At 53.9% G+C, this 21,839-nt stretch carries 20 protein-coding genes; 7 read left to right on the top strand and 13 right to left on the bottom strand.

From position 1 onward, the window contains the following. Positions 1-282 precede the first annotated feature (282 nt). Complete coding sequence (locus tag SNL23_RS23105; protein ID WP_318303657.1) at positions 283-642, top strand: hypothetical protein; 360 nt, start codon at positions 283-285, stop codon at positions 640-642. A 283-nt stretch (positions 643-925) separates the two neighbouring features. Here the strand turns inward: SNL23_RS23105 and SNL23_RS23100 are convergent, their stop codons facing one another. Further along, entirely contained in the window at positions 926-1,564 is a 639-nt protein-coding gene (locus SNL23_RS23100) for an antitoxin Xre/MbcA/ParS toxin-binding domain-containing protein (RefSeq protein WP_318303655.1), read from the bottom strand. Positions 1,565-1,791: 227 nt separating this feature from the next. Between SNL23_RS23100 and SNL23_RS23095 the strand changes: the two genes are divergently transcribed. Continuing rightward, positions 1,792-2,340: a 3'-5' exonuclease gene (locus SNL23_RS23095; protein ID WP_318303654.1), complete on the top strand. Its 549-nt coding sequence runs from the start codon at positions 1,792-1,794 to the stop codon at positions 2,338-2,340. A 28-nt stretch (positions 2,341-2,368) separates the two neighbouring features. Here SNL23_RS23095 and SNL23_RS23090 read toward each other — a convergent pair whose 3' ends face one another. The 12 genes from SNL23_RS23090 to SNL23_RS23035 form a co-directional block, all read right to left on the bottom strand. Continuing rightward, positions 2,369-2,851, bottom strand: coding sequence for a Mov34/MPN/PAD-1 family protein (locus tag SNL23_RS23090; RefSeq protein WP_318303653.1), 483 nt, complete (start codon positions 2,849-2,851; stop codon positions 2,369-2,371). Beyond that, positions 2,848-4,632 carry a HesA/MoeB/ThiF family protein gene (locus SNL23_RS23085; protein WP_318303652.1) on the bottom strand — a complete coding sequence of 595 codons (1,785 nt, stop codon included), beginning with the start codon at positions 4,630-4,632 and terminating at the stop codon, positions 2,848-2,850. Before SNL23_RS23085 ends, SNL23_RS23090 begins: the two co-directional genes overlap by 4 nt. After that, positions 4,616-5,866, bottom strand: coding sequence for a nucleotidyltransferase domain-containing protein (locus tag SNL23_RS23080; protein ID WP_200624118.1), 1,251 nt, complete (start codon positions 5,864-5,866; stop codon positions 4,616-4,618). The genes SNL23_RS23085 and SNL23_RS23080 overlap by 17 nt, the downstream gene beginning before the upstream one ends. Further along, positions 5,867-7,033: an SAVED domain-containing protein gene (locus SNL23_RS23075; RefSeq protein ID WP_200624119.1), complete on the bottom strand. Its 1,167-nt coding sequence runs from the start codon at positions 7,031-7,033 to the stop codon at positions 5,867-5,869. A 354-nt stretch (positions 7,034-7,387) separates the two neighbouring features. Beyond that, on the bottom strand, positions 7,388-10,531 hold the full coding sequence (locus SNL23_RS23070; RefSeq protein WP_200624120.1) for an efflux RND transporter permease subunit: 3,144 nt from the start codon (positions 10,529-10,531) through the stop codon (positions 7,388-7,390). Beyond that, complete coding sequence (locus SNL23_RS23065; RefSeq protein WP_318303650.1) at positions 10,528-12,012, bottom strand: efflux RND transporter periplasmic adaptor subunit; 1,485 nt, start codon at positions 12,010-12,012, stop codon at positions 10,528-10,530. Before SNL23_RS23065 ends, SNL23_RS23070 begins: the two co-directional genes overlap by 4 nt. Further along, positions 12,009-13,265, bottom strand: a complete 1,257-nt coding sequence (locus SNL23_RS23060; RefSeq protein ID WP_318303648.1) for a TolC family protein — start codon at positions 13,263-13,265, stop codon at positions 12,009-12,011. The genes SNL23_RS23065 and SNL23_RS23060 overlap by 4 nt, the downstream gene beginning before the upstream one ends. 99 nt (positions 13,266-13,364) lie before the next feature. Then, a complete protein-coding gene (locus SNL23_RS23055) occupies positions 13,365-13,706 on the bottom strand; it encodes a hypothetical protein (protein ID WP_318303647.1) in 342 nt (113 codons plus the stop codon). Between the two features lie 74 nt (positions 13,707-13,780). Further along, the gene (gene copD, locus SNL23_RS23050; RefSeq protein WP_318303646.1) at positions 13,781-14,719 is read right to left on the bottom strand and encodes a copper homeostasis membrane protein CopD; all 939 of its coding nucleotides are present in this window, start codon (positions 14,717-14,719) and stop codon (positions 13,781-13,783) included. Between the two features lie 3 nt (positions 14,720-14,722). Then, positions 14,723-15,106, bottom strand: coding sequence for a copper homeostasis periplasmic binding protein CopC (gene copC / locus SNL23_RS23045; protein ID WP_200624124.1), 384 nt, complete (start codon positions 15,104-15,106; stop codon positions 14,723-14,725). Positions 15,107-15,465: 359 nt separating this feature from the next. Next, the gene (gene copS / locus SNL23_RS23040; protein ID WP_318303645.1) at positions 15,466-16,854 is read right to left on the bottom strand and encodes a copper resistance membrane spanning protein CopS; all 1,389 of its coding nucleotides are present in this window, start codon (positions 16,852-16,854) and stop codon (positions 15,466-15,468) included. Further along, positions 16,851-17,540 carry a heavy metal response regulator transcription factor gene (locus tag SNL23_RS23035; RefSeq protein WP_034116561.1) on the bottom strand — a complete coding sequence of 230 codons (690 nt, stop codon included), beginning with the start codon at positions 17,538-17,540 and terminating at the stop codon, positions 16,851-16,853. The genes copS and SNL23_RS23035 overlap by 4 nt, the downstream gene beginning before the upstream one ends. A gap of 206 nt (positions 17,541-17,746) precedes the next feature. Between SNL23_RS23035 and SNL23_RS23030 the strand changes: the two genes are divergently transcribed. From SNL23_RS23030 to SNL23_RS23010, 5 genes are all read left to right on the top strand, one after another. Next, positions 17,747-18,100: a co-regulatory protein PtrA N-terminal domain-containing protein gene (locus SNL23_RS23030; protein ID WP_200624127.1), complete on the top strand. Its 354-nt coding sequence runs from the start codon at positions 17,747-17,749 to the stop codon at positions 18,098-18,100. A gap of 165 nt (positions 18,101-18,265) precedes the next feature. Further along, entirely contained in the window at positions 18,266-18,802 is a 537-nt protein-coding gene (locus SNL23_RS23025; RefSeq protein ID WP_318303644.1) for a cupredoxin domain-containing protein, read from the top strand. 91 nt (positions 18,803-18,893) lie between these two features. After that, positions 18,894-19,139, top strand: coding sequence for a DUF2933 domain-containing protein (locus SNL23_RS23020; protein ID WP_318303643.1), 246 nt, complete (start codon positions 18,894-18,896; stop codon positions 19,137-19,139). A gap of 2 nt (positions 19,140-19,141) precedes the next feature. Next, positions 19,142-21,505, top strand: a complete 2,364-nt coding sequence (locus tag SNL23_RS23015; protein WP_318303642.1) for a heavy metal translocating P-type ATPase — start codon at positions 19,142-19,144, stop codon at positions 21,503-21,505. Between the two features lie 112 nt (positions 21,506-21,617). Continuing rightward, positions 21,618-21,818: a heavy-metal-associated domain-containing protein gene (locus SNL23_RS23010; protein ID WP_200624131.1), complete on the top strand. Its 201-nt coding sequence runs from the start codon at positions 21,618-21,620 to the stop codon at positions 21,816-21,818. Positions 21,819-21,839: the final 21 nt, after the last annotated feature.

The raw sequence follows: 21,839 nt of genomic DNA, 5'->3' as shown, positions 1-21,839 counted from the left end.
TTCAACGAGTTTCCCTGGCGGTATTAGAAGAGATGCAACACACCAACGCGGGCTCAGGTGCTGCTTGGCCGAAACAGCGAGGACAACGTCTGCTCGCGGATCCCCGAATCAGGTTGCCGGACGAGCCTGGCAGCGCGGATTGGCTGAACTATATCGCTGAATGTCTCAGAGTGAGCCATGGCTACGTAAAGGCCGATGTTGGTGAGTTGGCCGTGAGCTGTACCGCTGTACTTTTGGTATCAAGCGACTGGTGGTATTGCTGTTGAAGCTGGCCTATGTGGAGTGTCGCAACTGGCGCTGAGCAGTCGCAAAAAACATAAGCACAAGGACTTGCAATGCCCGTTCGATCTACGTGCTGCAATGAAGACAAATGTCGTGAATTTCACTCGTGCTGATCGTCACAAACGTGTCATTGCTACGGTCTTTCACTCCTCGTTGCCCGCAAAAGAGCGAGCAGCGGTCAAAGATATCGAGGCTCTCGGCATGGACGCACCTCAGGCAGTCAAGCCGTGTCGTCGGGCTCCAGTCACGAATCTGACCGATGAGGAAAAAGAGAATGTTTTCCTTGAGTATATGGATAACGTGCACCTCCCAAGCCCAAAAAGCCGAAGTGACCACGCAGAGCATGTAGCGGAGAAGTAAAAGATCTACCGCCTACCTAAGAGTTAGTCGAAGAATCGCTTAATTTTTCTTTGACTCTGTCTTGTAGGTTTTACGCATCTCAGATCGGATTTCTTTTATGGCTCCGATCAGCGGAGCGAAATAAAGTCGTGGAGCGTTCTTGGCGATTTGGCGAAGCTCTGCGGCTAATGTGGATTTCATGTTCGGAGACTCAAAGGTTAGCATTTTTATATCTAGTCCCTTTTAGGTGGACTTTCAAGGGGCCGCGGCAGGGACGGTGCCGGCAGCTGGCTACGACAGTGGATTAAAATGAAATGCCTTCAGACACCTGAATCAGCATTTCTTCGACTAGATGTGTGCCGTGAGATGTAGTGACCATTGCCGATGGGCTTTTTCCCAAAAAACGGGCTTTGGGTTTGGAAAGCCATTGTTTGGCTTTCCCTTCGTCCCCGAACATGATCTCGGCCATGGCGGTGATGTGTGCGAACCGGAACAGGCGATCGCTCTCATCCAACGTTAAAAGCTGATTGCCTGCCAATTTTGTTTTGAGCGTTTTGGGGTGAATGATTCTGTCGCGTTCTTGCGGACTTATGGTTCCATTAGCACACAGCAACGTAATCAGGCCGGCCGAAAAGCCAGCTACTATCATGTCGTGAATGTCTTGATCCGATGCGTTGGAAGAGATATGGAGATACGCCTCCAAACGCTTGCGGTAAGCATGATAGGCATCATCACGCAGGACTCCAGCAAACATGGGCCGCACTGATGTTGCGTTGTGCACGGGCGTCAGCACTGCTGTGCCATTCGCTACCGTTAGCTCCAGGTCGTCCCCAACACCTAACCCCATTTGGTCAAGCAACTCTTGAGGCAGATCAATGATGATGTCGCCAGAACCGTCCTCAGTTTTCAGGCATTTGACTATCCAACGCTCAGTTTCACTCATGATCGTCCGGCCCTCATCCGCCCTCAGAGAATGACACACATCATTATGCTTGGGCGCAGAGCTGACCAAAGGAACGCGCAATCCGCTGTAGACAGGCACTGCCGCTGCTCGAACGCTGGATAGCGAGTGAAACAGCAAAAAATGGGTCAATGGCTTTACCTGCCTTTCCACCTTCACATGGTTAAAAGCCTGAGCGTGATCAGGTAACTATACGAAAAGGATATGACATGCACCCTGATGAGCTTTATGTTTCCGTCGACGTCGAGACTTCTGGGCCTATACCAGGCGAATACAGTCTGCTTTCCATTGGAGCTTGTCTTGTAGCCCAACCTGAAACGTCCATCTATCTTGAACTACGACCTGACAGTCCAAAACACGATCCCGAAGCACTGGCAGTATCGGGGCTGAGTCTGGAGAAGCTGGAGCGCGAGGGCCTTGCTCCGCAACAGGCAATGCTGACATTTGATCAGTGGCTGAAATCGTCCTGCCAAACGGGGCAAAAGGTCATTTTCGTAGGACTCAATGCACCGTTTGACTGGTCATTCGTCAATTACTACTTCCACAAATACTTGGAAACCAACCCCTTTGGTTTTACCGCTATCGACATGAAGGCCTACTTCATGGGCGCTGTAGGTTGCAGCTGGCAGGAAACAAAATCATCCAAAATGACCGCTGCGCTGAAGCCACTCAGCGAACCGAACCATAACGCATTGGATGATGCCCGCTTTCAGGCAGAGCTTTTCGCCCTAATGCTAGCGGGTAAAGGTAAACGCTGACCTGCCTCCCACCGCACGGACTTGAAGCTCATCTGACCCAGGTTGCCTCAACATATCTGCCGTCCCTGAACGACCACGCCTTGATACCTTCTGGTTTTTCGGACTTGCCGACGATAACGGCTATTGGGTGCGGCAGATCCTGCGTGTAACGTGCAGCAAATCTGGAGAAACTTTCGATGTCTGCCGGAGAGATCACCGGAACGGATTGGGGATGCGTATGCCAATAGCCCACCAGACGTAAGCCTTGTTCGTTGGCAGCCTGAATCTCCTGACGGCACCGCTCCGCATCCAACTCTAGCCAAGACCAGCCTGACCGATCGGCGCGATCAGGCAACGTGGCCAAGGCCAGCCGCAACCCTTTCGGATCAACCGGGTTGACGAATAACTGTCCCCCTCGCTCCACGCCAAAAAGGCCCTGCCGATGACTATCCAAGATGTCCGCGACAGCTTGGGACACCAACAGCTCGGAATTCACCTCCGGCCATCGCCAGCGCCATGCGATATCCGTCATACCGTTTCGTCCTTATCTTCCGGCCATCCGCGCTCGAGTAGGATTTGCTGCGCCCCCTCTGGCAGTTTGGGCCCATGGTATTGGCCTCCTAGGCTCAGCACATCTTCAGGCCTGTAAATGCTGCTGACCCAAGATGCAGTGGCGATGTTGCCCGTCAATGCGCGTAAGGCCGTGTGCGACACCATAGAGGCGATATTGGTCATTCCCAGCGAGCCGCCTGGGATAAAGCTCTCGCCACACGCGGGCAGTGGAACAACACCGCCTCCCGGCCACTCTGTAAATCTATGCAGAAAATCGCCGACGTCCGTGAACAACTGACGGCCATCAAAGGTGCCGGCTGGTGCGAATAGAGCATGGCCTACCTGGGTATACGGTTCGCTCCAGGCTTGCAAAAGCCCCCAAGGAGCGCCGCTGGATTTAGCTCGCCATACAGTGACCTCCGACTGCCAGTCTGCTGTCGTGATCACCACCAGATCTGCGTTATCGAACACTTCTGGTTTGCTGCTCATCACTACTTCGGCAAAAGTCGAATAAGCGGTGCATTCTGTCGTCGGAAGATCTAACAGAATCTTGTCCCTCAACGCTGAGGCTTTCAGTCTCCCTAGGCTATCCGCTCCCAGAACGTGCCTCCCCAGATTGGCTGACACCAAAGTGTCAGGATCGATGAGGGTAAGGTGGCCGACACCGGATCGTGCCAATTGTATTGCCACCGCACTGCCTAATGAGCCAACGCCAACACAAACGACTCGAGCATTTTCAAGGTGCTGTGCAGTGCCGCTTATATCGCGGGACAGGATGGACGCTCGATCAAGCACGTCCAGGGCAGTTGCTCGGACGAGCGCCGGAGTATCTGCATTTGCGATAGCTGGCCGGCGGCGCGCTGTACGCAAGCCAAACTTTGCTCCCCGCTCCTGCTGTACGCCGAGCGAGCGCACATTGAGGCAATATGTTGGAGCATCTGCCCCTCCTGGAAGCTCCAGAACAATCCATCGACTCGCCAACGTTCCATGCAGCTCAAACCATGCCAGCAATTGCTCGGCATCGTCTGGTTGAAGGTGTGGCTTTAGCCACAGCAATAAATCTTCTGGATCCGGGGTGCGGATATCCGGATAAGTCTGAAGCTTGACGTAAAAACCGGGAGTTTCGGCCGCGCGAATGACAGCAGAGCGCCCGACAACCCGTCGGTAATGCCCTTTGAGTGCAGCTACATTCGATGCTAACCAAACCGTTTCCTGACCGGATGGCACAGCTCGGCGCGGATCGCTGACCGCAAACAACTGCGAGGCAGCCTGAGGTCGATCCAACAGTAAGAGGTTCTGGAATGACTGACCGTGCTGAAACGACCAGTAGGTAGTGATCTCATTCTGAAATTCGATATCGCGCGTTGCCTGGTTTGATCCCATCTTGGACAACGAAACGATCTGGGCCAAGCGAGCAAGGCTGTCCTCCACCACGACCTCCGGGGAACCCATGATGGGGCGTTCCTGAAAGCCATGAAGGCAAAGCCCCGACTTGGTGGCATGCGGCCAAACCAGCCATGGAGAGGGTTCGACGTTCAGCCGCAAGAGTCCACGGGGAAAGTTGGAGGGGAAACCGATACGCAGTCGCCGCTCCTGCCCCGTGTAATCGATGGGCAAGGGGAAGTGAAAGCACGCCGCTTCGTCAGCCCGCATGGGTGCGGGCTGGAGCAATGCATCGGCAGCATCCTGACCTAGGGTGTTTCGCAGTGCGGCAATTCCGCGCTGCAATGGCGTCTTAATAGGATCAGCCAAGGCGTCCAACTGGCTTTACGCTCGACTGAGAGGTTCCGCCACCGCTGGCCCCTCCGAAGAGCGAACCCATCGAAGCAGTGTTTCGAGTAGTGCCATCCGGTCGACCGGGCATCGTCCAATTCGCAGGGATTTCATTGTTCACTGCTGTGATGAACGCCGGCGCAATACCGAAGTTCTTTTTCACTGCCTCGGCAAAAGAATCATTGGATTCAAAACTTTCCAAACCTAATGACACAGATGCACTGGCGTCCGCATGCCACTTGGCGAATGCCTGACGGTAGCCTTGCCCCTCGCCCGGTCGATTCCACTTCTCTGCAAAGTTTTCGCCGTTATCGGCAGGGTTGCAGACATAGCAGTCGCTACCTCTATGCGCGATGTGCTGCGGCATTCTGCGAACGATTTCCAAAATTGCATCGAGCGGTGCCAGAGGCTTCGACTGCGACTCCTTTACGACATCCAGGTATGCGTGCGTGGCTAGGGTGGTGATGACCGCAGATATTGGGCGAGTATCAGCGCTCCTTGTCTTGATGGCCCATTCATCGCGATGCCGCTTGAGCAGCTTAATGGTCGCACGCAGGGGATCTTGATCGATGTAATCCTGATAATGCGGCAAAGGATCTTGTGTCGCGGCATCAAGCATCCGCTGGCTTTTGGCAACTACCAAGCTTTCCAGAGAGATTTTTTGGGCAGAAGCAACCTGCAACCAATTCGAGTAAGGGATAGGGCTGCTTGCTTTCCACCCTGTGACCCGATCCGGAACCTCCAGCTTACCTTCGCCGTTTGCTTCGCCATTTCCGTTGATCGCGCGGGCAGGCGTGACATCGATGTGGAAACCTGGATTTTCGTCGGCATAAACGATCCGGATGCCACGACGTAATTGCTTAACTTCTTCTTGAACGCGGGAGCCTTCCCTAAAACGCTGCTCAATCGCTTCTAGAACTTCCTTTGCACCAGCGCCCTGAGCGTGGGGAAGCCAAATAATCGCGTCCGCATCAATGGTGTCCAGATCCGCAGGCGCGCCGGGGATTGGCTTGATAGTCGTTTTTAGCCGCATCGAGCCTTGAACGAAGATATGGGCTTCAGCGAGCAGCGGGTTGTCGGAAGCCGAGAGAATTTTTTCCAGTTGGGAGTAGCGGTCATTGATTTTTTCGTACTGCGCTTCCGACAGCGAGATTTCCCGCGCGGCGCGAAGCAGAAAATATTCCCAACTGCTGCGCTTGGTCTGTTCGTTGCTCAAAAGCATTTACCTAGCCTCCTGGGCCACCGAGCCCAATTGCAGTGTTTGCGTAAACCGATCTTGGTTTTCTTTGTCCCGATCGAAGATCAGGTACGTATGTTGATGCTGTGTTGTGAGCAACGCACCAAACTCGATGGCCAATGCCGCAGGAATGGCGGCGAAGACGTGGATAGGGTCAGGAGTCAGAGCCTCAAGCTGGCTCAGTCGTATTTGAAGTGCGTCGCGAAAGGCATGAATCACCCGACGGTTTTGTACCATCGCATAGCTTGGTTCTGGGATCGACAGCTCTGCAATACGTGCATCGGGCAGAGCGTCGGTCACGTCGCGAACTGGAACCTGCGCAGAAATGGAGAGCACCAGCGCCAGTGGCCCGTCGCCGTCGGGGGGAGGTGTAAACAAAAAAGCGGGCGGCTCAGCGGACTGATCGGGCCAGCGCAAGAGATGCTCGCGGTGAAAGGAGAAGATCAAGCGCTTTGAACGGTCGCCGATACTCTGGCCCAACATCATCAAAGCCGGGATGTCGGCCAAGCCGACTACTGCTAGCGCAGGCGAGTCGCCATAAGTGCCGCCGCGACGCTTGAGTTGCTGCTCCAGCTCATACTGGACGCTGTCTTTGACGTTCTGCCAATAGGTAGTGTCCCTGCCACGTGGTCCGGGCGCAGCGAAGGCGATTTTGATGCCTTGATCGAAGGCGGTTAATCCCTCGGCGGACATCGCAGTCAACAGATCGCGAACGGGGATATCGTTGATCGTCTGAAAATGCTGACTCTGGACGATGAGAGGAATGGCTCTGCCACCATCGGGGGTCGTTGCGGCGAGTCGGATGCGTTCGAGGTACGCTTGGTGCAAACCGCTCAGATCATTTTCAGGGTAGCCATCTGCGTCACGATCAATTTTGTCATGACAGCCTGGGCACAGGAGCATCAGGTTAGCAGTATCGTTAGTGTGCGCCTCAGCATCATGATCCGCGCGTCCCCGAGGCCCCTTGGGACTGGCGGGTAGGATATGCGCCACTTCGCCCCATTTCATTGGCTTGCCGGCACGATAGTCGAACGTTAGATCTGTGCCGCACAGTTCACAATGACCAGCGGTCTGTGTCCATACGATCCGCTTCGTCTCATCATTCGTGTTAAAGCGCCCGCTCGCGGGCTTAGCGTCTTCTTGTTCTGCCATTCGACCTACCCCCGAGAAACATCCATGATTGAAAACGATGATGGCAAGATAAGATCATATTAGGGTCATTTGTCCCGATTTCAAGAGAGATCTGAGGGTGACGAATGCTGAGTCGCCTTTAAGCAGGATGCTTTTTTTGGCTCATCGAAATGGAGTGGTGGCAGCGTTCGTTTTTCTGGCAAGTGCTGGTGGGTAATGGCACTGACCACAGCGTATGTATCGAAATTAGCGAGTTTATGCAAAAGACATAAACTTGCTAATTTCGATACATACCGCGCGTAGGACTGATGAAAACGGGCTATGCAGCTCAAACGAGGCTGCAAGCGCAGCCCCTTTCGTATGCATTTTTACGCGTCAGTGCTTGCCAGGCTCAACGGACAAGTGTCGACGACGCATGAGGTGATAGGCCGCCGGGATCACAAACAGCGATAGCAAGGGTGCCGTAACCATACCGCCAATCATCGGGGCGGCAATGCGGCTCATAACCTCGCTACCGGTACCGCTTCCCAAAAGTATAGGTAACAAACCAGCGATAACCACTGCCACGGTCATAGCCTTAGGTCGAACGCGCTGGACAGCGCCTTCACGAATCGCGGCCATCAACCCGCGTTCTGTGTTGTCACCGAGGTCTTGACGCTCGGTCCATGCATTTTTCAGGTAGAGCAGCATGATCACGCCAAATTCGGCAGAAACACCGGCCAAGGCGATAAAGCCGACCCCGGTGGCAACCGACAGGTTGAATCCCAACAGATAGAGAAACCATGCCCCACCAGTCAGTGCGAATGGCAGAGTGGCCATGATCAGCAAGGCCTCATCAAAGCGAGAAAACGTTAGGTAGAGCAGCACGAATATGATCAACAGCGTGGCAGGCACCACCAGTTTGAGTCGTGCGTTGGCCCTTTCGAGAAATTCGAACTGTCCTGAGTAGCTCAGGCTCATACCGGGCTGCAACTTAACCTGCTCGCTGACGATCCGTCGAAGATCGGCGACTACTGAGGCAATGTCCCGGCCACGCACGTCGATATACACCCAGCCTGAAGGTCGTGCGTTCTCACTCTTGAGCATCGGCGGACCATCGCTGACCTTGATCTTCGCCACAGTGCCAAGGGTGATCTGACTACCCAAAGGTGTGTAGATCGGCAACTGCTCCAGGGCACCGAGTGAGTCACGCCACTCGCGAGGGTAACGGACGTTGATCGGGAAACGAGCCAGCCCTTCAATCGTCTCCCCGACGTTTTCACCGCCGATTGCGCCGGCCACGATCGACTGCACATCGGCAATATTTAACCCATAGCGGGCCGCAGCTTTACGATCTATATCCACGTCAATATAGCGGCCACCGGTCAGTCGTTCGGCCAACGCTGAACTGACACCTGGCACGTCCTTGGCCACACGTTCGACAGCTTGGGTTACGGCATCGATCTCCGTCAGATTGGTACCGGCAACCTTCACACCAATCGGGCTTTTGATACCGGTAGCCAGCATGTCGATGCGGTTACGAATCGGCGGTATCCAGATGTTGGTCAATCCTGGGACACGCACCACTCGGTCCAGCTCCTCCACGAGCTTTTCCTGGGTCATGCCTGGCCGCCACTGTTCGTGTGGTTTGAATTGGATGGTGGTTTCGAACATTTCCAACGGTGCGGGGTCAGTCGCGGTTTCAGCGCGGCCGGCTTTACCGAAGACGTGTTCGACCTCTGGGACTGTCTTTATCAGACGGTCAGTCTGTTGAAGCAGTTGCGCGGCCTTCTGCGCCGATAATCCCGGCAGAGCTGATGGCATATAGAGCAGGTCCCCTTCGTCCAGCGGGGGAAGAAACTCACCACCCAGACGAGAGATCGGCCACAACGCGCTGACAAAGACCAGCAACGCAACCAGCAGCGTTACTTTGGGTCGACGTAACACGGCGTCCAGAGCGGGCTCGTAGATCCGGATCAGCCAACGATTTAACGGATTCTGCTGCTCATTGGGAATTCGTCCACGAATCCAATACCCCATCAACACCGGTACGAGAGTTACCGACAGTCCAGCCGCTGCGGCCATAGCGTAGGTTTTGGTGAACGCCAATGGACCGAATAGACGTCCTTCCTGAGCCTCCAGCGTGAACACCGGAATGAACGACAGGGTGATGATCAGCAGACAGAAGAATAATGCAGGTCCTACCTCGGCAGCCGCTTCGGTCATCACCTGCCAGTGATGCTCACCCTTGAGTTCCTCCCCAGGGTGGGCCACATGCCAGGCTTCTACCTTCTTGTGGGCGTTCTCGATCATCACCACTGCGGCGTCGACCATAGCGCCGATGGCGATTGCGATCCCACCCAAGGACATGATGTTGGCATTGATGCCTTGGTAGCGCATGACGATGAAGGCAATCAACACCCCCACTGGCAGGGAGATAATTGCCACAAGGGATGAGCGCAGGTGCCAGAGAAAGATCCCGCAGACCAACGCGACGACGATGAACTCTTCGATCAGCTTGTGGCTGAGGTTTTCCACGGCACGATCAATCAACTTGCTGCGGTCGTAGGTGGTGACGATTTCTACCCCGGCCGGCAGACTGCTTTTCAGCTCGTCGAGTTTGGTTTTGACCGCCGCAATGGTTTCACGAGCATTCTTACCGCTGCGCAGAATCACCACGCCGCCGACAGTCTCACCTTCGCCATCCAGTTCGGTGATGCCTCGACGCATCTCAGGCCCCAACTGAATCGTGGCAACATCGCCCAGAGTGACCGGCACACCGCCCGTGCCCAGTTTGAGTGGGATAGCGCGAAAGTCATTGAGCGTCTTCAGGTAGCCGGAAGCTCGTACGATGAACTCTGTCTCCGCCATTTCCAGCACGGCCCCACCGGTTTCCTGATTGGCCTTGCCGATCGCCTCGGTCACCTCAGACTGCGTGATACCCAAGTTCGCCAACTTAAGCGGATCGAGCTGGACCTGGTACTGTTTGACCATGCCACCCACGGTGGCCACTTCCGCAACGTTCGGCAGTGTCTTGAGCTCGAACTTGAGAAACCAATCCTGTAGGGCTCGCAGTTGCGCCAGATCGTGCCCACCGCTGCGATCAACCAGCGCGTACTGAAAAATCCAGCCAACCCCTGTGGCATCAGGTCCTAAGGCGGGCTTGGCACTGGCCGGAAGGCGACTCTGTATCTGGCTCAAGTACTCCAACACCCGCGAGCGGGCCCAGTACAAGTCAGTTCCGTCTTCGAACAGCACGTAAACGAAGCTGTCGCCAAAGAAGGAATAACCGCGCACAGTCTTGGCCCCAGGCACTGAGAGCATGGTGGTTGCCAATGGATAGGTCACCTGGTTCTCGACGATCTGTGGGGCTTGGCCTGGATAAGGTGTACGGATAATTACCTGAACATCCGACAGGTCTGGCAATGCATCGATGGGCGTACTTTGAACCGCCCAGATACCCCATGCCGTGACGAACAGCGTCGCCAGCAACACAAGAAAGCGGTTGGCCACCGACCAGCGAATAAGGGCCGCAATCATGGCTGGTTCCCAGAGCGTTCAAGACGCTCAACGCGCAGACCATCATCCGTCTGGCTGACAGCAATCCGAACCTTGTCGCCCGTTTTTAGGCCCTTCATCAGAGCTGGAGTGGCGAGAGGGAAAGTCATCGTCATGCCTGGCATACCCAATGTCTTGAAGGGACCGTGGGCGAGCGTGACTTCTTTGTCGTTGATCTCAACGATCTGACCATCGGCCTCATGCAAGGCTCCGACGGTTACAGTAGATGGCGAAACGTCCAATGAGCTTGCGACAACGCCCTTGAGGCTGGCCTCCGAGTCGAGCAGGAATTGGCCAGAGGTCACCACTTTCTGCCCCTCTTCCAAGCCTTTCAATATCGCCGTCTTGCCATCGTTATCCTGGCCTAACTGCACCTCCACCGGGCGATATCGACCAGCGTCTTCAGAGAGCATGACCAACGCACGTCGACCGGTACGAATGACGGCCTCGCTCGGCACCCACAAAACACTTTGCTCCGTCGAACGATTGAGGCTTACCTGTGCGGTCAAACCTGGTCTGAGTCGACCATCCGGATTGGGTAACTCAACTCGAACGCGAAGTGTGCGACTGTCCGAACTGGTTTCCGGAAGAATCGCACTAACGATGCCCTTGAGCACAACTCCAGGGAACGCGGAAAAACGCGCTACAGCTGCTTGCCCTACGACGATTGACCCAGCTTCCGACTCTGGTACAGCCACGGCCAGCCAGACACTGCTCAAACCATTAACACGAGCCAGCGTCTCGCCTGCGGCCACCGTCATACCTTCACGCACACTCAGTTCTTGAAGCACACCACCAATAGGGGTGGTCAGAGTCAGGTTCGGCTGAACCTTGCCACTGCGCTCAACTTGAGCAATTAACGAAGTTGGCATTCCGGTAAGCCGCAATCGCTGACGGGCCGCTGTCAGCAAGCCAGCATCGCCAATACGCTTGAGGGCGAGAAATTCCTCCTGCGCAGCTGCCCACTCCGGCACCAAGATATCTGCCAAGGCGGCATTCGCCTTCAGCACATCACCAGGTGCATGGGCATACACGCGCTCGACAAAACCCGCCGTACGGGCCTGAATGACTGCAACGTCCCGTTCGTTGAAGGCCAGCACACCTACCACGTTCAGTGTCGAGTCAAATACGCCTCGACTGACGCTAGCCAGTCGCACACCAAGGTTCTGAGTCAGGCTTGGATCAATTCGAATGGCAGCGCTGTCCCCCTTGGTATCTGCGTATTGAGGGATCATCTGCATGTCCATGAAGGGTGACTTACCCGGTTTATCGAATTTCTGTTGTGGGTACATTGGGTCATACCAATACAGAACTTTTCGATCGGCAGAGGCTTTGGGTTCCTGATCCGACACGACACCAGCTACTCCGCTCATTCGCGGTTGAGCAAACCAGTAACCACCGGCAACACCCAGGGCAATCGAGATGCCGACGACTAAAGTCCCTTTCCAGACTTTAAAAATCATTGAGCGGACTCCCCGTAAGAGAAATACAGGCGAGCGCTGGTAAGAGCACGTTGCTCTTCAACGTCAATCTGCTTGAGACGGGCTTCGATGAGTTCGCGTCGGGCGGCCACAACCGAGTTCAAATCACCCTTGCCGGAGCGGTAGCTGGCCATGGTGAGTTCGACCTTTTCTTTAGCCAGCGGCAACAAGCTTTCCTGATTACGGTTGACTGCACGATTGAGGCGCTCGTAGTCGGCCAGCTCATCCTCCAGTTGCTGGGTATGCTCGCGTGACAGGGCTTCGCGCTCAGCCTCAAGTTGGTTTAGTTCGGCGTGCTTGGCCGCAATCTTGGGGTTTTGCCGAGAGTCAGGAAACAGCGGGAGATCCCATGAAAACTGCACGCTGACCATGTCACCGAATTGTTGGCCTCGATGCTGATAATCGAATTCCCAGCTCCAGTCAGATTGTTTTTCCGCCTCAGCTTCACGGATCTTGGCTTGTGCTTCACGGGTCATCGGCACAAAAGCCGCTAATTCGGGGTGATGTTGCAGCTTATGGGAGTAACCAGAGGTTTCGATGGGCCAATCAGGCAAGCTGCCCACCGGTTTGTCATTGGCGGCAGGGCCAATCCAGCGCTTGAGGGCAGCCCGGGCCTGTGCACGTTGGCGAACTAAATCATCCTGCTGCTCCGCCAGTTGAGCAGCTTCCTGTTTAGGTGTCACCGCATCGGCGGGTTGGGCGCGGCCACCCGCAATCTGAGATCTGACGGTATCGGTCAGAAGACGGTTTTCTTTGTAGAAGTCCTGGAACATCGCATCTTTACGCTCAACCGAGTAGCTACTGATCCAGGCCAATGCCGTGGACTGTCGGACGTTTAGACGCGCCACTCGGCGCTCGGCGGACGCTCGATCAACAGCCGCATCCGCGACCTCGATACGTGCTTTGCGCTTGTCGCTGTTGGGCATCTCCTGCCTGATCCCGACCACTTGCATGGTCATGAAGTCCTGGTCGATGCTCCATCTGTCGGGACCACCAATGGGGTAGTTCTGCACGCCCAGCAGCAACTTGGGATCTGGAAGTTCGCCAGCGGGAATGGCCGCGCTGGTGGCTGCTTGAATTTTGGTGTCTTGTGCGGTCAACGACGGTGCATTGTTTTCGGCCAGCCGCAAAGCTTCATCGAGTGTCAATGCGCCAGCGAGGCTCGGCAATGCCAGTACGCTTACCGCCAGGCCGGCCACGAGGGACCAACCTGTGCAATAGCACTTGGAGTTCATGTTCACGATTCCTGTGATGATCCACCGCGCGCTTCATAAGACATGCGCGCAGATATGCCATCCCGCTAGCGCGGAATGAGGCTCAGTGTGGTACAGGAATCAAGTACGGGGCGGTCGCCATACCCCTGAAGGGGTTTGTACGAGAGGGAAATGGCTGGAGAAGGGCAGAACGAGAGGACTGGACAAGGTGATAGGAGGCTTAATGATCGAGACTTGCAGCATACCGCCAGTTTTGCATTCCTGACCCGGCTTACAAGGTTTGCCATGCTCGGTGGGACTTTTCATGTCGTGGCAGCAGTCTTGCCCCATACCATCCATCATCGCCATGCCCATGGTTTTCATCGGGCATGGTTCAGTCGATGCCTGAACACCCGCCATCCCACTGAGGGGAAGCGCCAAGCTAATCAGGAAAATCAGGCAAAACCGCAGATAGTATTTCATGGGCTGGAGTGTAGACGGTGCAAATGGCCCTTACAATTCACCCTTAAGACTCCTTTATTGGCTACCACCAACCGCTATGCCGCGCTCATTTCCATTACTGGGCTTAAAGTACCTAACCATGCGACGAGACAAATAATGATGACTGCCATTGAAAATTCGAGCTTCATGCTACGGCGCAAGGCATTGACCGCGACAGCATAGTCTCCATCTCGGACAGAACGTTCCAAGAGCGGGCTTAGGTGAAAGCGGTTGAGCGTCGCTAATACAATCATCCCGGCAAAGAGCAGGACCTTCAAAAATAGCAACTCGCCATAAGTGCTGAGCATCACCTCATCGAGATTTGGCCCAACGATAAATAGATAGTTCGCCACTCCCGTAATGCTGATGATCACTACAATCACCGCGCCGGCCGATTCAAACCCTGTCAGTACCCGAGCAAGAATTCGTGCTTCTCGCTCACCTTTCAGTGATTTCAAACGCAGCAGCAGGGCAAATGCCGCTAGCGCACCCAACCAACCGCCTGCGGCCAAAAGATGGAAGATGTCGCTAATAAAGTGCCAGTAGCGACTGCTTCCCTCGTCCATTGCTCCGTGCCCCGTCCATGCCAGCGTCGCTAGCGCAGTCGCGCCACATACGGTGACAATCCAAAGACTGAGTGTCGGAAAGCGCTTGTTGAGGGAAACGCCAATAATTGCCGTCACCAACGCCCCTATTCGTACCATCCAGGTCAAACCGACGTCCGTCCCCATGAGAATCATTTGAAAAATATGGTGATGTAGCTCCATGAAGCCAGATACGCCACTCATTGATTTCGCAAGCAACAACATGGCCGCAAGGGACAGAGCTACACCTACAACAGATGTACCGTAAAGAAGCGACTCAAAATTCAAAACCGCTCCCGATACTCTTTCTTTACCCCTCAGGCTATAAAGACCGAAAATTGCCAGTCCAAATAAGAGCATAAGGTCGAAATAAAGAGCAAAGCGAACAGCGATATTTATTGAGTCGCTCATGAATCATTTCACTTTGAAGGAAAAGTTACCGGTAATCGGGTGAGTGTCCGATGAGACGGCACGCCATTCGACTTTATAAGTACCCGTGGTCAATGGCGATGCGGGCGTGATAACCATCGTCTTCGGATCACCGCCACCTGCAACGCCGGCTTTTACGCCCATAGGGGAGTTCGGCATGCCAGGCATATCGGTCATGATCAGTTTGGCACCAGAGAACTGAGTCGTTAGATTCTCAGAAAAGTGCAGTTCAATTTTAGAAGGAGCCGCCGCATCCGACCCTTCAGCGGGAGTAGAAGAAACCAGCTTTGGATGCGCCTGAGCAACTGCACTCAGAAGCAAACCCGCAGTCAGCGCAACAGCTACGGTGGTAGTTTTAAGGAATGACATGCAAGACTCCTCACAGCAAGAGCTGTTGGTTCTAGGTTTTTTAGGGAATATCTAGTTTTTACTTTTTGACGCTTGTTAAAGCCACTGGCGAATACCTAGCAGATTCCGTGTCCTAGGGCGGGCTGGACAGGAAGAAATCACAAGAACTCTAACGTCACAGTGCGAGTACACGATGCCACATGAACGCAAACTATTCGATTACATTTCAGTCAGCTTGAGGCGGGATTTTGGACACTGATAAGCGCGTATACAGGTCCGAATACGTGACTCCCTTTGCGACGCGCCAAGAGGTTTCCGTCATCCACGAACGTTCCCTTTGAGCTAACCAGATGCTGCTAGATATACATGAGCAACGGGCCTTACGCCTTTTTTTCATCCGCACAAGGGAGTTCAATATGAAAGGCTGTTTTTCCGCTTGATGACGTACACCAAATCTTGCCGTCATGCGCTTCTATAATTGATCGAGTGATCGACAAACCTAACCCTGCATTACTTGGGCTCCCTTCTCTACGAGCCGGGTCCACGCGATAAAAACGATCGAACAACTTTTCAAGATGCTCAGGCGCGATTGGCTCTCCAGGGTTCTCCACGGAGACCGATATTGAAGTTCCCTTCTGCCGGATATCGACACTAATACACTCCCCTTCGGGGGTGTACCGGAGTGCATTTGAGAGCAGATTAGAGATGGCCCTGTCGAGCATAAGGACGTCACCTCGGACGCTCCCCCTCCCTGTGACTTTGAGGTCGATCCCTCGCTCATCAGCAAGCAAGCGGTAGTATTCGAGTAATTTCTCTACTACCGCTACCAGGTCTATTGGTTTGTTTTCATGTGTAATCAGACCGTTATCTGATTTCGCCAGAAAAAGCATGTCATCAATCATCCGGCCCATACGTTTTAAATCATCAAGATTTGAGTACAGATTGTCTTCGTAGTCCTCAATATTCCTTTTTCTAGATAAAACCACTTCAGTGTGAGTCATCAAATTACTGACCGGCGTTCGTAATTCGTGAGCAATGTCCGCAGAGAAGTTCGATAAACGAACAAACGCATCGTCCAATCTGGATAACATTGCGTTGAACGACAACACCATCTGCTGGAGCTCTTTAGGAACGGGACCTAACGGAATACGCTCTTTGAGTGATTTAGCTGACATTGAAGCCGCGACCTGAGTGACTAGGCGGATAGGCCGTAGGCCACTACTCGCGACCATCCAGCCCAGTGCAGCACTGACCAGCGCGCTGATCACCAGCCCTATCCAAAACCAGCGTTCAAGCGTCTCGAAGAAAGCCATATGTTGAGTAACATCAAAGATCAACATCACGGTTAATGGTTTTTCTTGCCCTGTCACAATGGCTTGTGCCGTCACGCCTCGAAATACCTGCTCCTCGTCTCGCCACTCCCAGACATTGCTGTTTGTGATCGTTCTGAAGTCCTCAGGAACTACGATCGGACCTGGATCAGCAAACAGGAGCTTGCCGTCACCATCGATGATGAGGGCTGTCAAATCACGATGAGCACCAAGCAGAGCCTCCAGCTCAGGCTTAACATCACTGAATTGATCAATGCTGTTCAACCCAGTCAAAATTCTTTGCGTCGAGTGAAGCTTTTCGTTCAGCGCCTGCTGATCCAGCATCTTGAAGTGATGCCGGCTGAGGTTGTTAAAACTGAGTCCGGCGACGGTGAGCACAGCTGTTACAGCAAGCATGAACATCAGGCTCATGCGGGTAGTCAGTGACATTCGCTTCATTCCGACCCCGAGTCCGGTGCGTCCAACATGTAACCCATCCCCCGAGAGGTGTGGATCAGCTTGACCTCAAAATCATCATCAATCTTCGCTCTGAGCCTCCTGACCGCGACCTCGATGACGTTGGTATCGCTGTCGAAGTTCATATCCCAAACTTGGGAAGCAATAAGTGACTTGGGCAGAACCTCGCCTCGACGACGGAGCAGCAACTCGAGTAACGCAAACTCTTTGGCTGTCAGATCTATGCGCTTGCCTCCTCGAATAACCCTGCGCTTGAGTAGGTCCACCTCCAGATCAGCCAATTTCATATAGGTTTGTGAGGGCGCACTAGTGCCGCGACGCAACAGCGTTCGAACGCGTGCCAGCAGCTCTGAAAAGGCAAAGGGTTTAATCAGGTAATCGTCGGCCCCCAGCTCAAGCCCTTTTACTCGGTCCTCAACGCGGTCTCGCGCCGTGAGGAAGAGCACCGGAACATCTTTCCCGGATGCGCGCACTTTCTGAAGTACTTCCCAGCCATCCAGCCCAGGCATCATCACATCAAGAATCAGCAGGTCATACGCCTCGCTCAAAGCGTGCTGAAGCGCGTCTTGGCCATTGGTAAAGCGATCAACATTGAACCCCGCCTCAGTGAGTCCTTGCTGCAAATAGATACCTATTTTTGGTTCGTCTTCCGCAACCAGAAGTCTCATGGGGGTGGCTCTCAAATAATTGTGAGGCTGAGTCTGCAACGAAATGCTTCTGCCAACCAGCAACTGACAGAAAAGTAATATTGGCTTCAGGTAGTTGTCAGCGAGCGGCGTCTAGGGTTCAAACATGAGTACTTCCTGGTGCTCGACCGACTCTTCAGCATGAAACCTAGGGGGAGCCGGAAAATAAATCCATAAGGAGCTGTCCCATGAATAGCCTAAAAGTCCTTTTCTTTGTGAGCTCCATACTCGTCTCGGCTTCTGCGTTGGCTGAAGGTGGCGCAGACCGGATCGCGGAGCGTATGGAGAGCCTGCGCGACAAAGCAGAAGCAACCTTGGTACAAGCTGAAAAAGCCCCTGAAGGACAGCGCCATGTACACATGGCCGAGCATATGAAAATGCTGGGCGAAATCATGAGCCAGCTCCATCAAGATCACCCAAACGCATCAATGTCACCTCAGCAGCACCTTGCCTGGATGGAAAAACACGATGCTATGGTTGATGACGTTTTGAGCCAAATGCAGCGCGAGCACAAACTGATGCTTTCTGAAAACCATCAGTGACCAACCGGTCTCATTGGTTTTTCGAACCGGTCCTCTAAACACGGCGTCATTCGGATGCCGCGTTTTCTTTTGAAAACTTACAGAAATGTAGTGTTCAGGTCAGTTAAGTGGCAGCTCCGCCTCTTTAGCATAGCCAGTGATTCGCTCTTAACCCACGAGGTCACCATGAAAAATAAGCTTATTACCCCAGTTATTGCGGCAATCACCCTACTCTTCGGTGCTACGGCGATGGCCAGCGCAGGTCATGGGAAAGAGGATATTGGCCAGCCTGGAGTCGCCTCTGAGGTTACTCGCACGGTTGATGTGGAGATGGGTGATATTTTCTTCAAAACTAAAAACATCGACGTAAAGCCCGGTGAAACAGTTCGCTTTGTACTTCACAACAAAGGGGCGCTGCTGCACGAGTTCAATATCGGCCAGGCCGCTGCTCATGCGGCGCACCAAAAAGAAATGGCGAGCATGTTCCAGAATGGAACGCTTACACCCATCGGTGCCGGGAAGATGGCGGGCAACATGGGCCACAGCATGGGAGGGATGAAGATGGTCGGGATGGAACACAACGACCCGAACAGCGTGCTGATCGAGCCAGGTGCAACCAAGGAGTTGATCTGGACCTTCAACAACACAGCTGGACTGCAATTTGCCTGCAATGTGCCAGGCCATTACCAGTCTGGGATGGTCGGTCAATTTGACTTGAACTAAACCTGAGCCGACCGCTAAAAGCGCGTCGACGCAAGAGTTGGCTACGCTCTGTGGCAGAGATCAGAGCAACTCGCACATTAGGGTTTAGATCATGAATAACCATAAGCATTCGGTTGGAAGCACCACTTCTCCATTCTGGAGGCGCAAAACAGGCGTTGTACTGATCATGCTCATTGCGATCGGTGCCTTCTACGTGGTGCGGGAACATTTCAGCCACGTTTATCCGTATTTGCCCTATCTCATTCTGTTGATCTGTCCATTGATGCATTTTTTTGGGCATGGACATAGCGGACATGACCATGGCGATCAGGCAGCAACCAACAAGGACGAGAAATAGCTATGCACACGACACCGAGCCACCACGATCACGATCACGGTCCCGCCCACGCTGCCTCGCCCCCTGACGGCGATATACGTGACCCGGTGTGCGGTATGACGGTTACGCCTCCAAGTAAATTTAGCGAGTCTTATCAGGGACAGATGTATCAATTTTGCAGCCAGAAATGCCAAGAGAAATTTCGGGCAGATCCAGAACACTACAGTGGCAGTCATCCCAGCACTGAACCCAGCATCGGCGCTACAGAGCCGGCGCTACAAGTAGCCACTGAATTTACCTGTCCTATGCACCCGGAAATAAGACAGCCAGGGCCCGGCAATTGCCCTAAATGTGGCATGACATTAGAACCGGTCATGCCCGTGCTTGATGAAGATGATCAATCTGAACTCCGGGATTTCACCCACCGCTTTTGGTGGTCGCTGCCTTTAACCGTGGTAGTGACCCTTCTAGCCATGGCGGGTCACTCATTACAACTGTTCCATGGTTCGGTCCAAAACTGGATAGAGTTCGCTCTTGCGACGCCGGTCACCTTATGGGCAGGTTGGCCCTTTTTTGTAAGGGCCATAGCATCTGTTAGAAATCGCGGTCCAAACATGTGGACTCTGATTGGTTTGGGTACTGCCGCAGCCTATCTTTACAGCGTCGCGGCAACCCTATTTCCCCAAAGTTTTCCCACCACCTTCATGCAAGATGGACGTATCGGCGTCTACTTCGAAGCCGCTGCGGTCATCATCTCGCTCACCTTGCTTGGGCAGATTCTTGAGCTCAAAGCACGTTCACAAACCTCCGCCGCCATTAAGTCCCTTCTAGGCCTGTCTCCCAAGACTGCACGCAAGATCAACGCCGATGGTCAGGAGGAAGACATTCCTCTTACCCATGTTCACTTGGGAGACCATTTGCGGGTCAGACCTGGTGAAAAGGTGCCAGTTGATGGCTCCGTACTCGAGGGAGAAAGTGCGGTGGATGAATCCATGCTCACTGGTGAACCGGTGCCGGTAATGAAAAGAGCAGGGGATAGTTTGATCGGCGCCACGCTTAATACTCATGGGAGCTTGGTGATGGAGGCGCAAAAGATCGGCGCCGACACCATGCTGTCGCAGATAGTACAAATGGTCGCTCTAGCCCAACGCTCCAAAGCGCCAATGCAACGAATGGCCGACTCGATTGCCGGCTACTTTGTGATGGGGGTTATCGCGATTGCGTTGCTAACACTCTTGGGCTGGGGGATCTTCGGTCCAGAACCTAGCTGGGTCTTCGGCCTGATCAACGCTGTCGCCGTACTTATCATCGCTTGCCCCTGTGCACTGGGTCTCGCAACACCCATGTCGATCATGGTTTCGACGGGTAAAGCCGCCAGTATGGGTGTGCTGTTCAGGGATGCCAGTGCCATCGAAAACCTTTGCAAGATCGACACACTGATTGTCGATAAAACGGGGACCCTGACAGAGGGACGGCCGGTATTTCACAGTGTGGAGGCCACACCAGATTTCAACCCACACGATGTTCTTCAACTGGCCGCTAGCCTTGATCAAGGCAGCGAACACCCTTTGGCTCATGCCATCGTCGATCACGCCCGAACTGAAAATGTTGCGCTCACCAAGCCTGAATCGTTTGAGTCCGGGTCAGGGATTGGAGTCAGTGGCCTCGTTGATGGTAAGAAAGTACAGCTGGGCAACACTGCACTGATGGAAGCTGCCGGCGTGAGCACTAAGGTCTTACAAGACCGTGCAGAGTTGTTGCGCCTTGAAGGCATCAGCATCATCTATCTAGCAGTTGACGGGGTCTTGGCAGGATTACTGGCGGTCTCAGACCCGATAAAACCGACCTCTAAAGAAGCAGTCACCAAGCTTAAGGCTGATAACGTAAAAATCATCATGGCCACCGGAGACGGGCTCACCACCGCACGTGCTGTCGCCAGGGAGATGGGTATTGAAGAGGTTCATGGTGAAGTGAAACCTCAGGACAAGGAGCGCCTGGTGGCGGACCTCCAGCAATCCGGTCGAAAGGTTGCCATGGCCGGCGACGGTATCAACGACGCACCGGCCTTGGCGCGAGCAGACGTGGGCATTGCCATGGGTACAGGGACTGACGTCGCGATGAATAGCGCGCAGCTCACGCTGGTAAAAGGCGACCTGATGGGGATTTTACGGGCACGGGCACTTTCGGTTGCAACGGTGAAAAACATGCGGCAAAACTTGGGGTTCGCCTTCCTTTACAACTCAATGGGTATTCCCCTCGCCGCAGGCCTGCTCTACCCACTGACGGGGCACCTTCTGTCGCCAATGATCGCTGCGTTAGCCATGAGCGTCAGTTCTGCATCTGTAGTTTTCAATGCTTTGAGACTGAGGAATACCCGAATAGATTGAGCGTAACCGATGCTCGCAGCCCGTTAATACATAACCCTTGACCTTGCCATTGTGTCAACGTTGATGCTGGTGTTGCGGTGAAAAGAGACCGCTCAGCACAAGAGGAATAACCATGTTCGTCTTAAACGTATCAGGCATTGGTTGCGGTAGCTGCGTCAGCAAAATCACCAAAGCAATTCAGTCACTGGACAGCAAGGCTACGGTTTCCGTGGATCGCGCGGCAGGTAAGGTAACCGTTGAAAGCAGCGAAAACCCAGAGCAGGTCCGTAAAGCTGTGGAAGCACTGGGTTTCCCCTCCCAAATCAGCGCCTGAGGCGCTGATTCCATCGCTGGG

The sequence above is a fragment of the Pseudomonas sp. SED1 genome (assembly GCF_034044025.1).
Classification (GTDB): Bacteria; Pseudomonadota; Gammaproteobacteria; order Pseudomonadales; family Pseudomonadaceae; genus Aquipseudomonas.
Note: the sequence above shows the minus strand (reverse complement) of the source record. Positions and strands in the feature narration are given on the sequence as shown.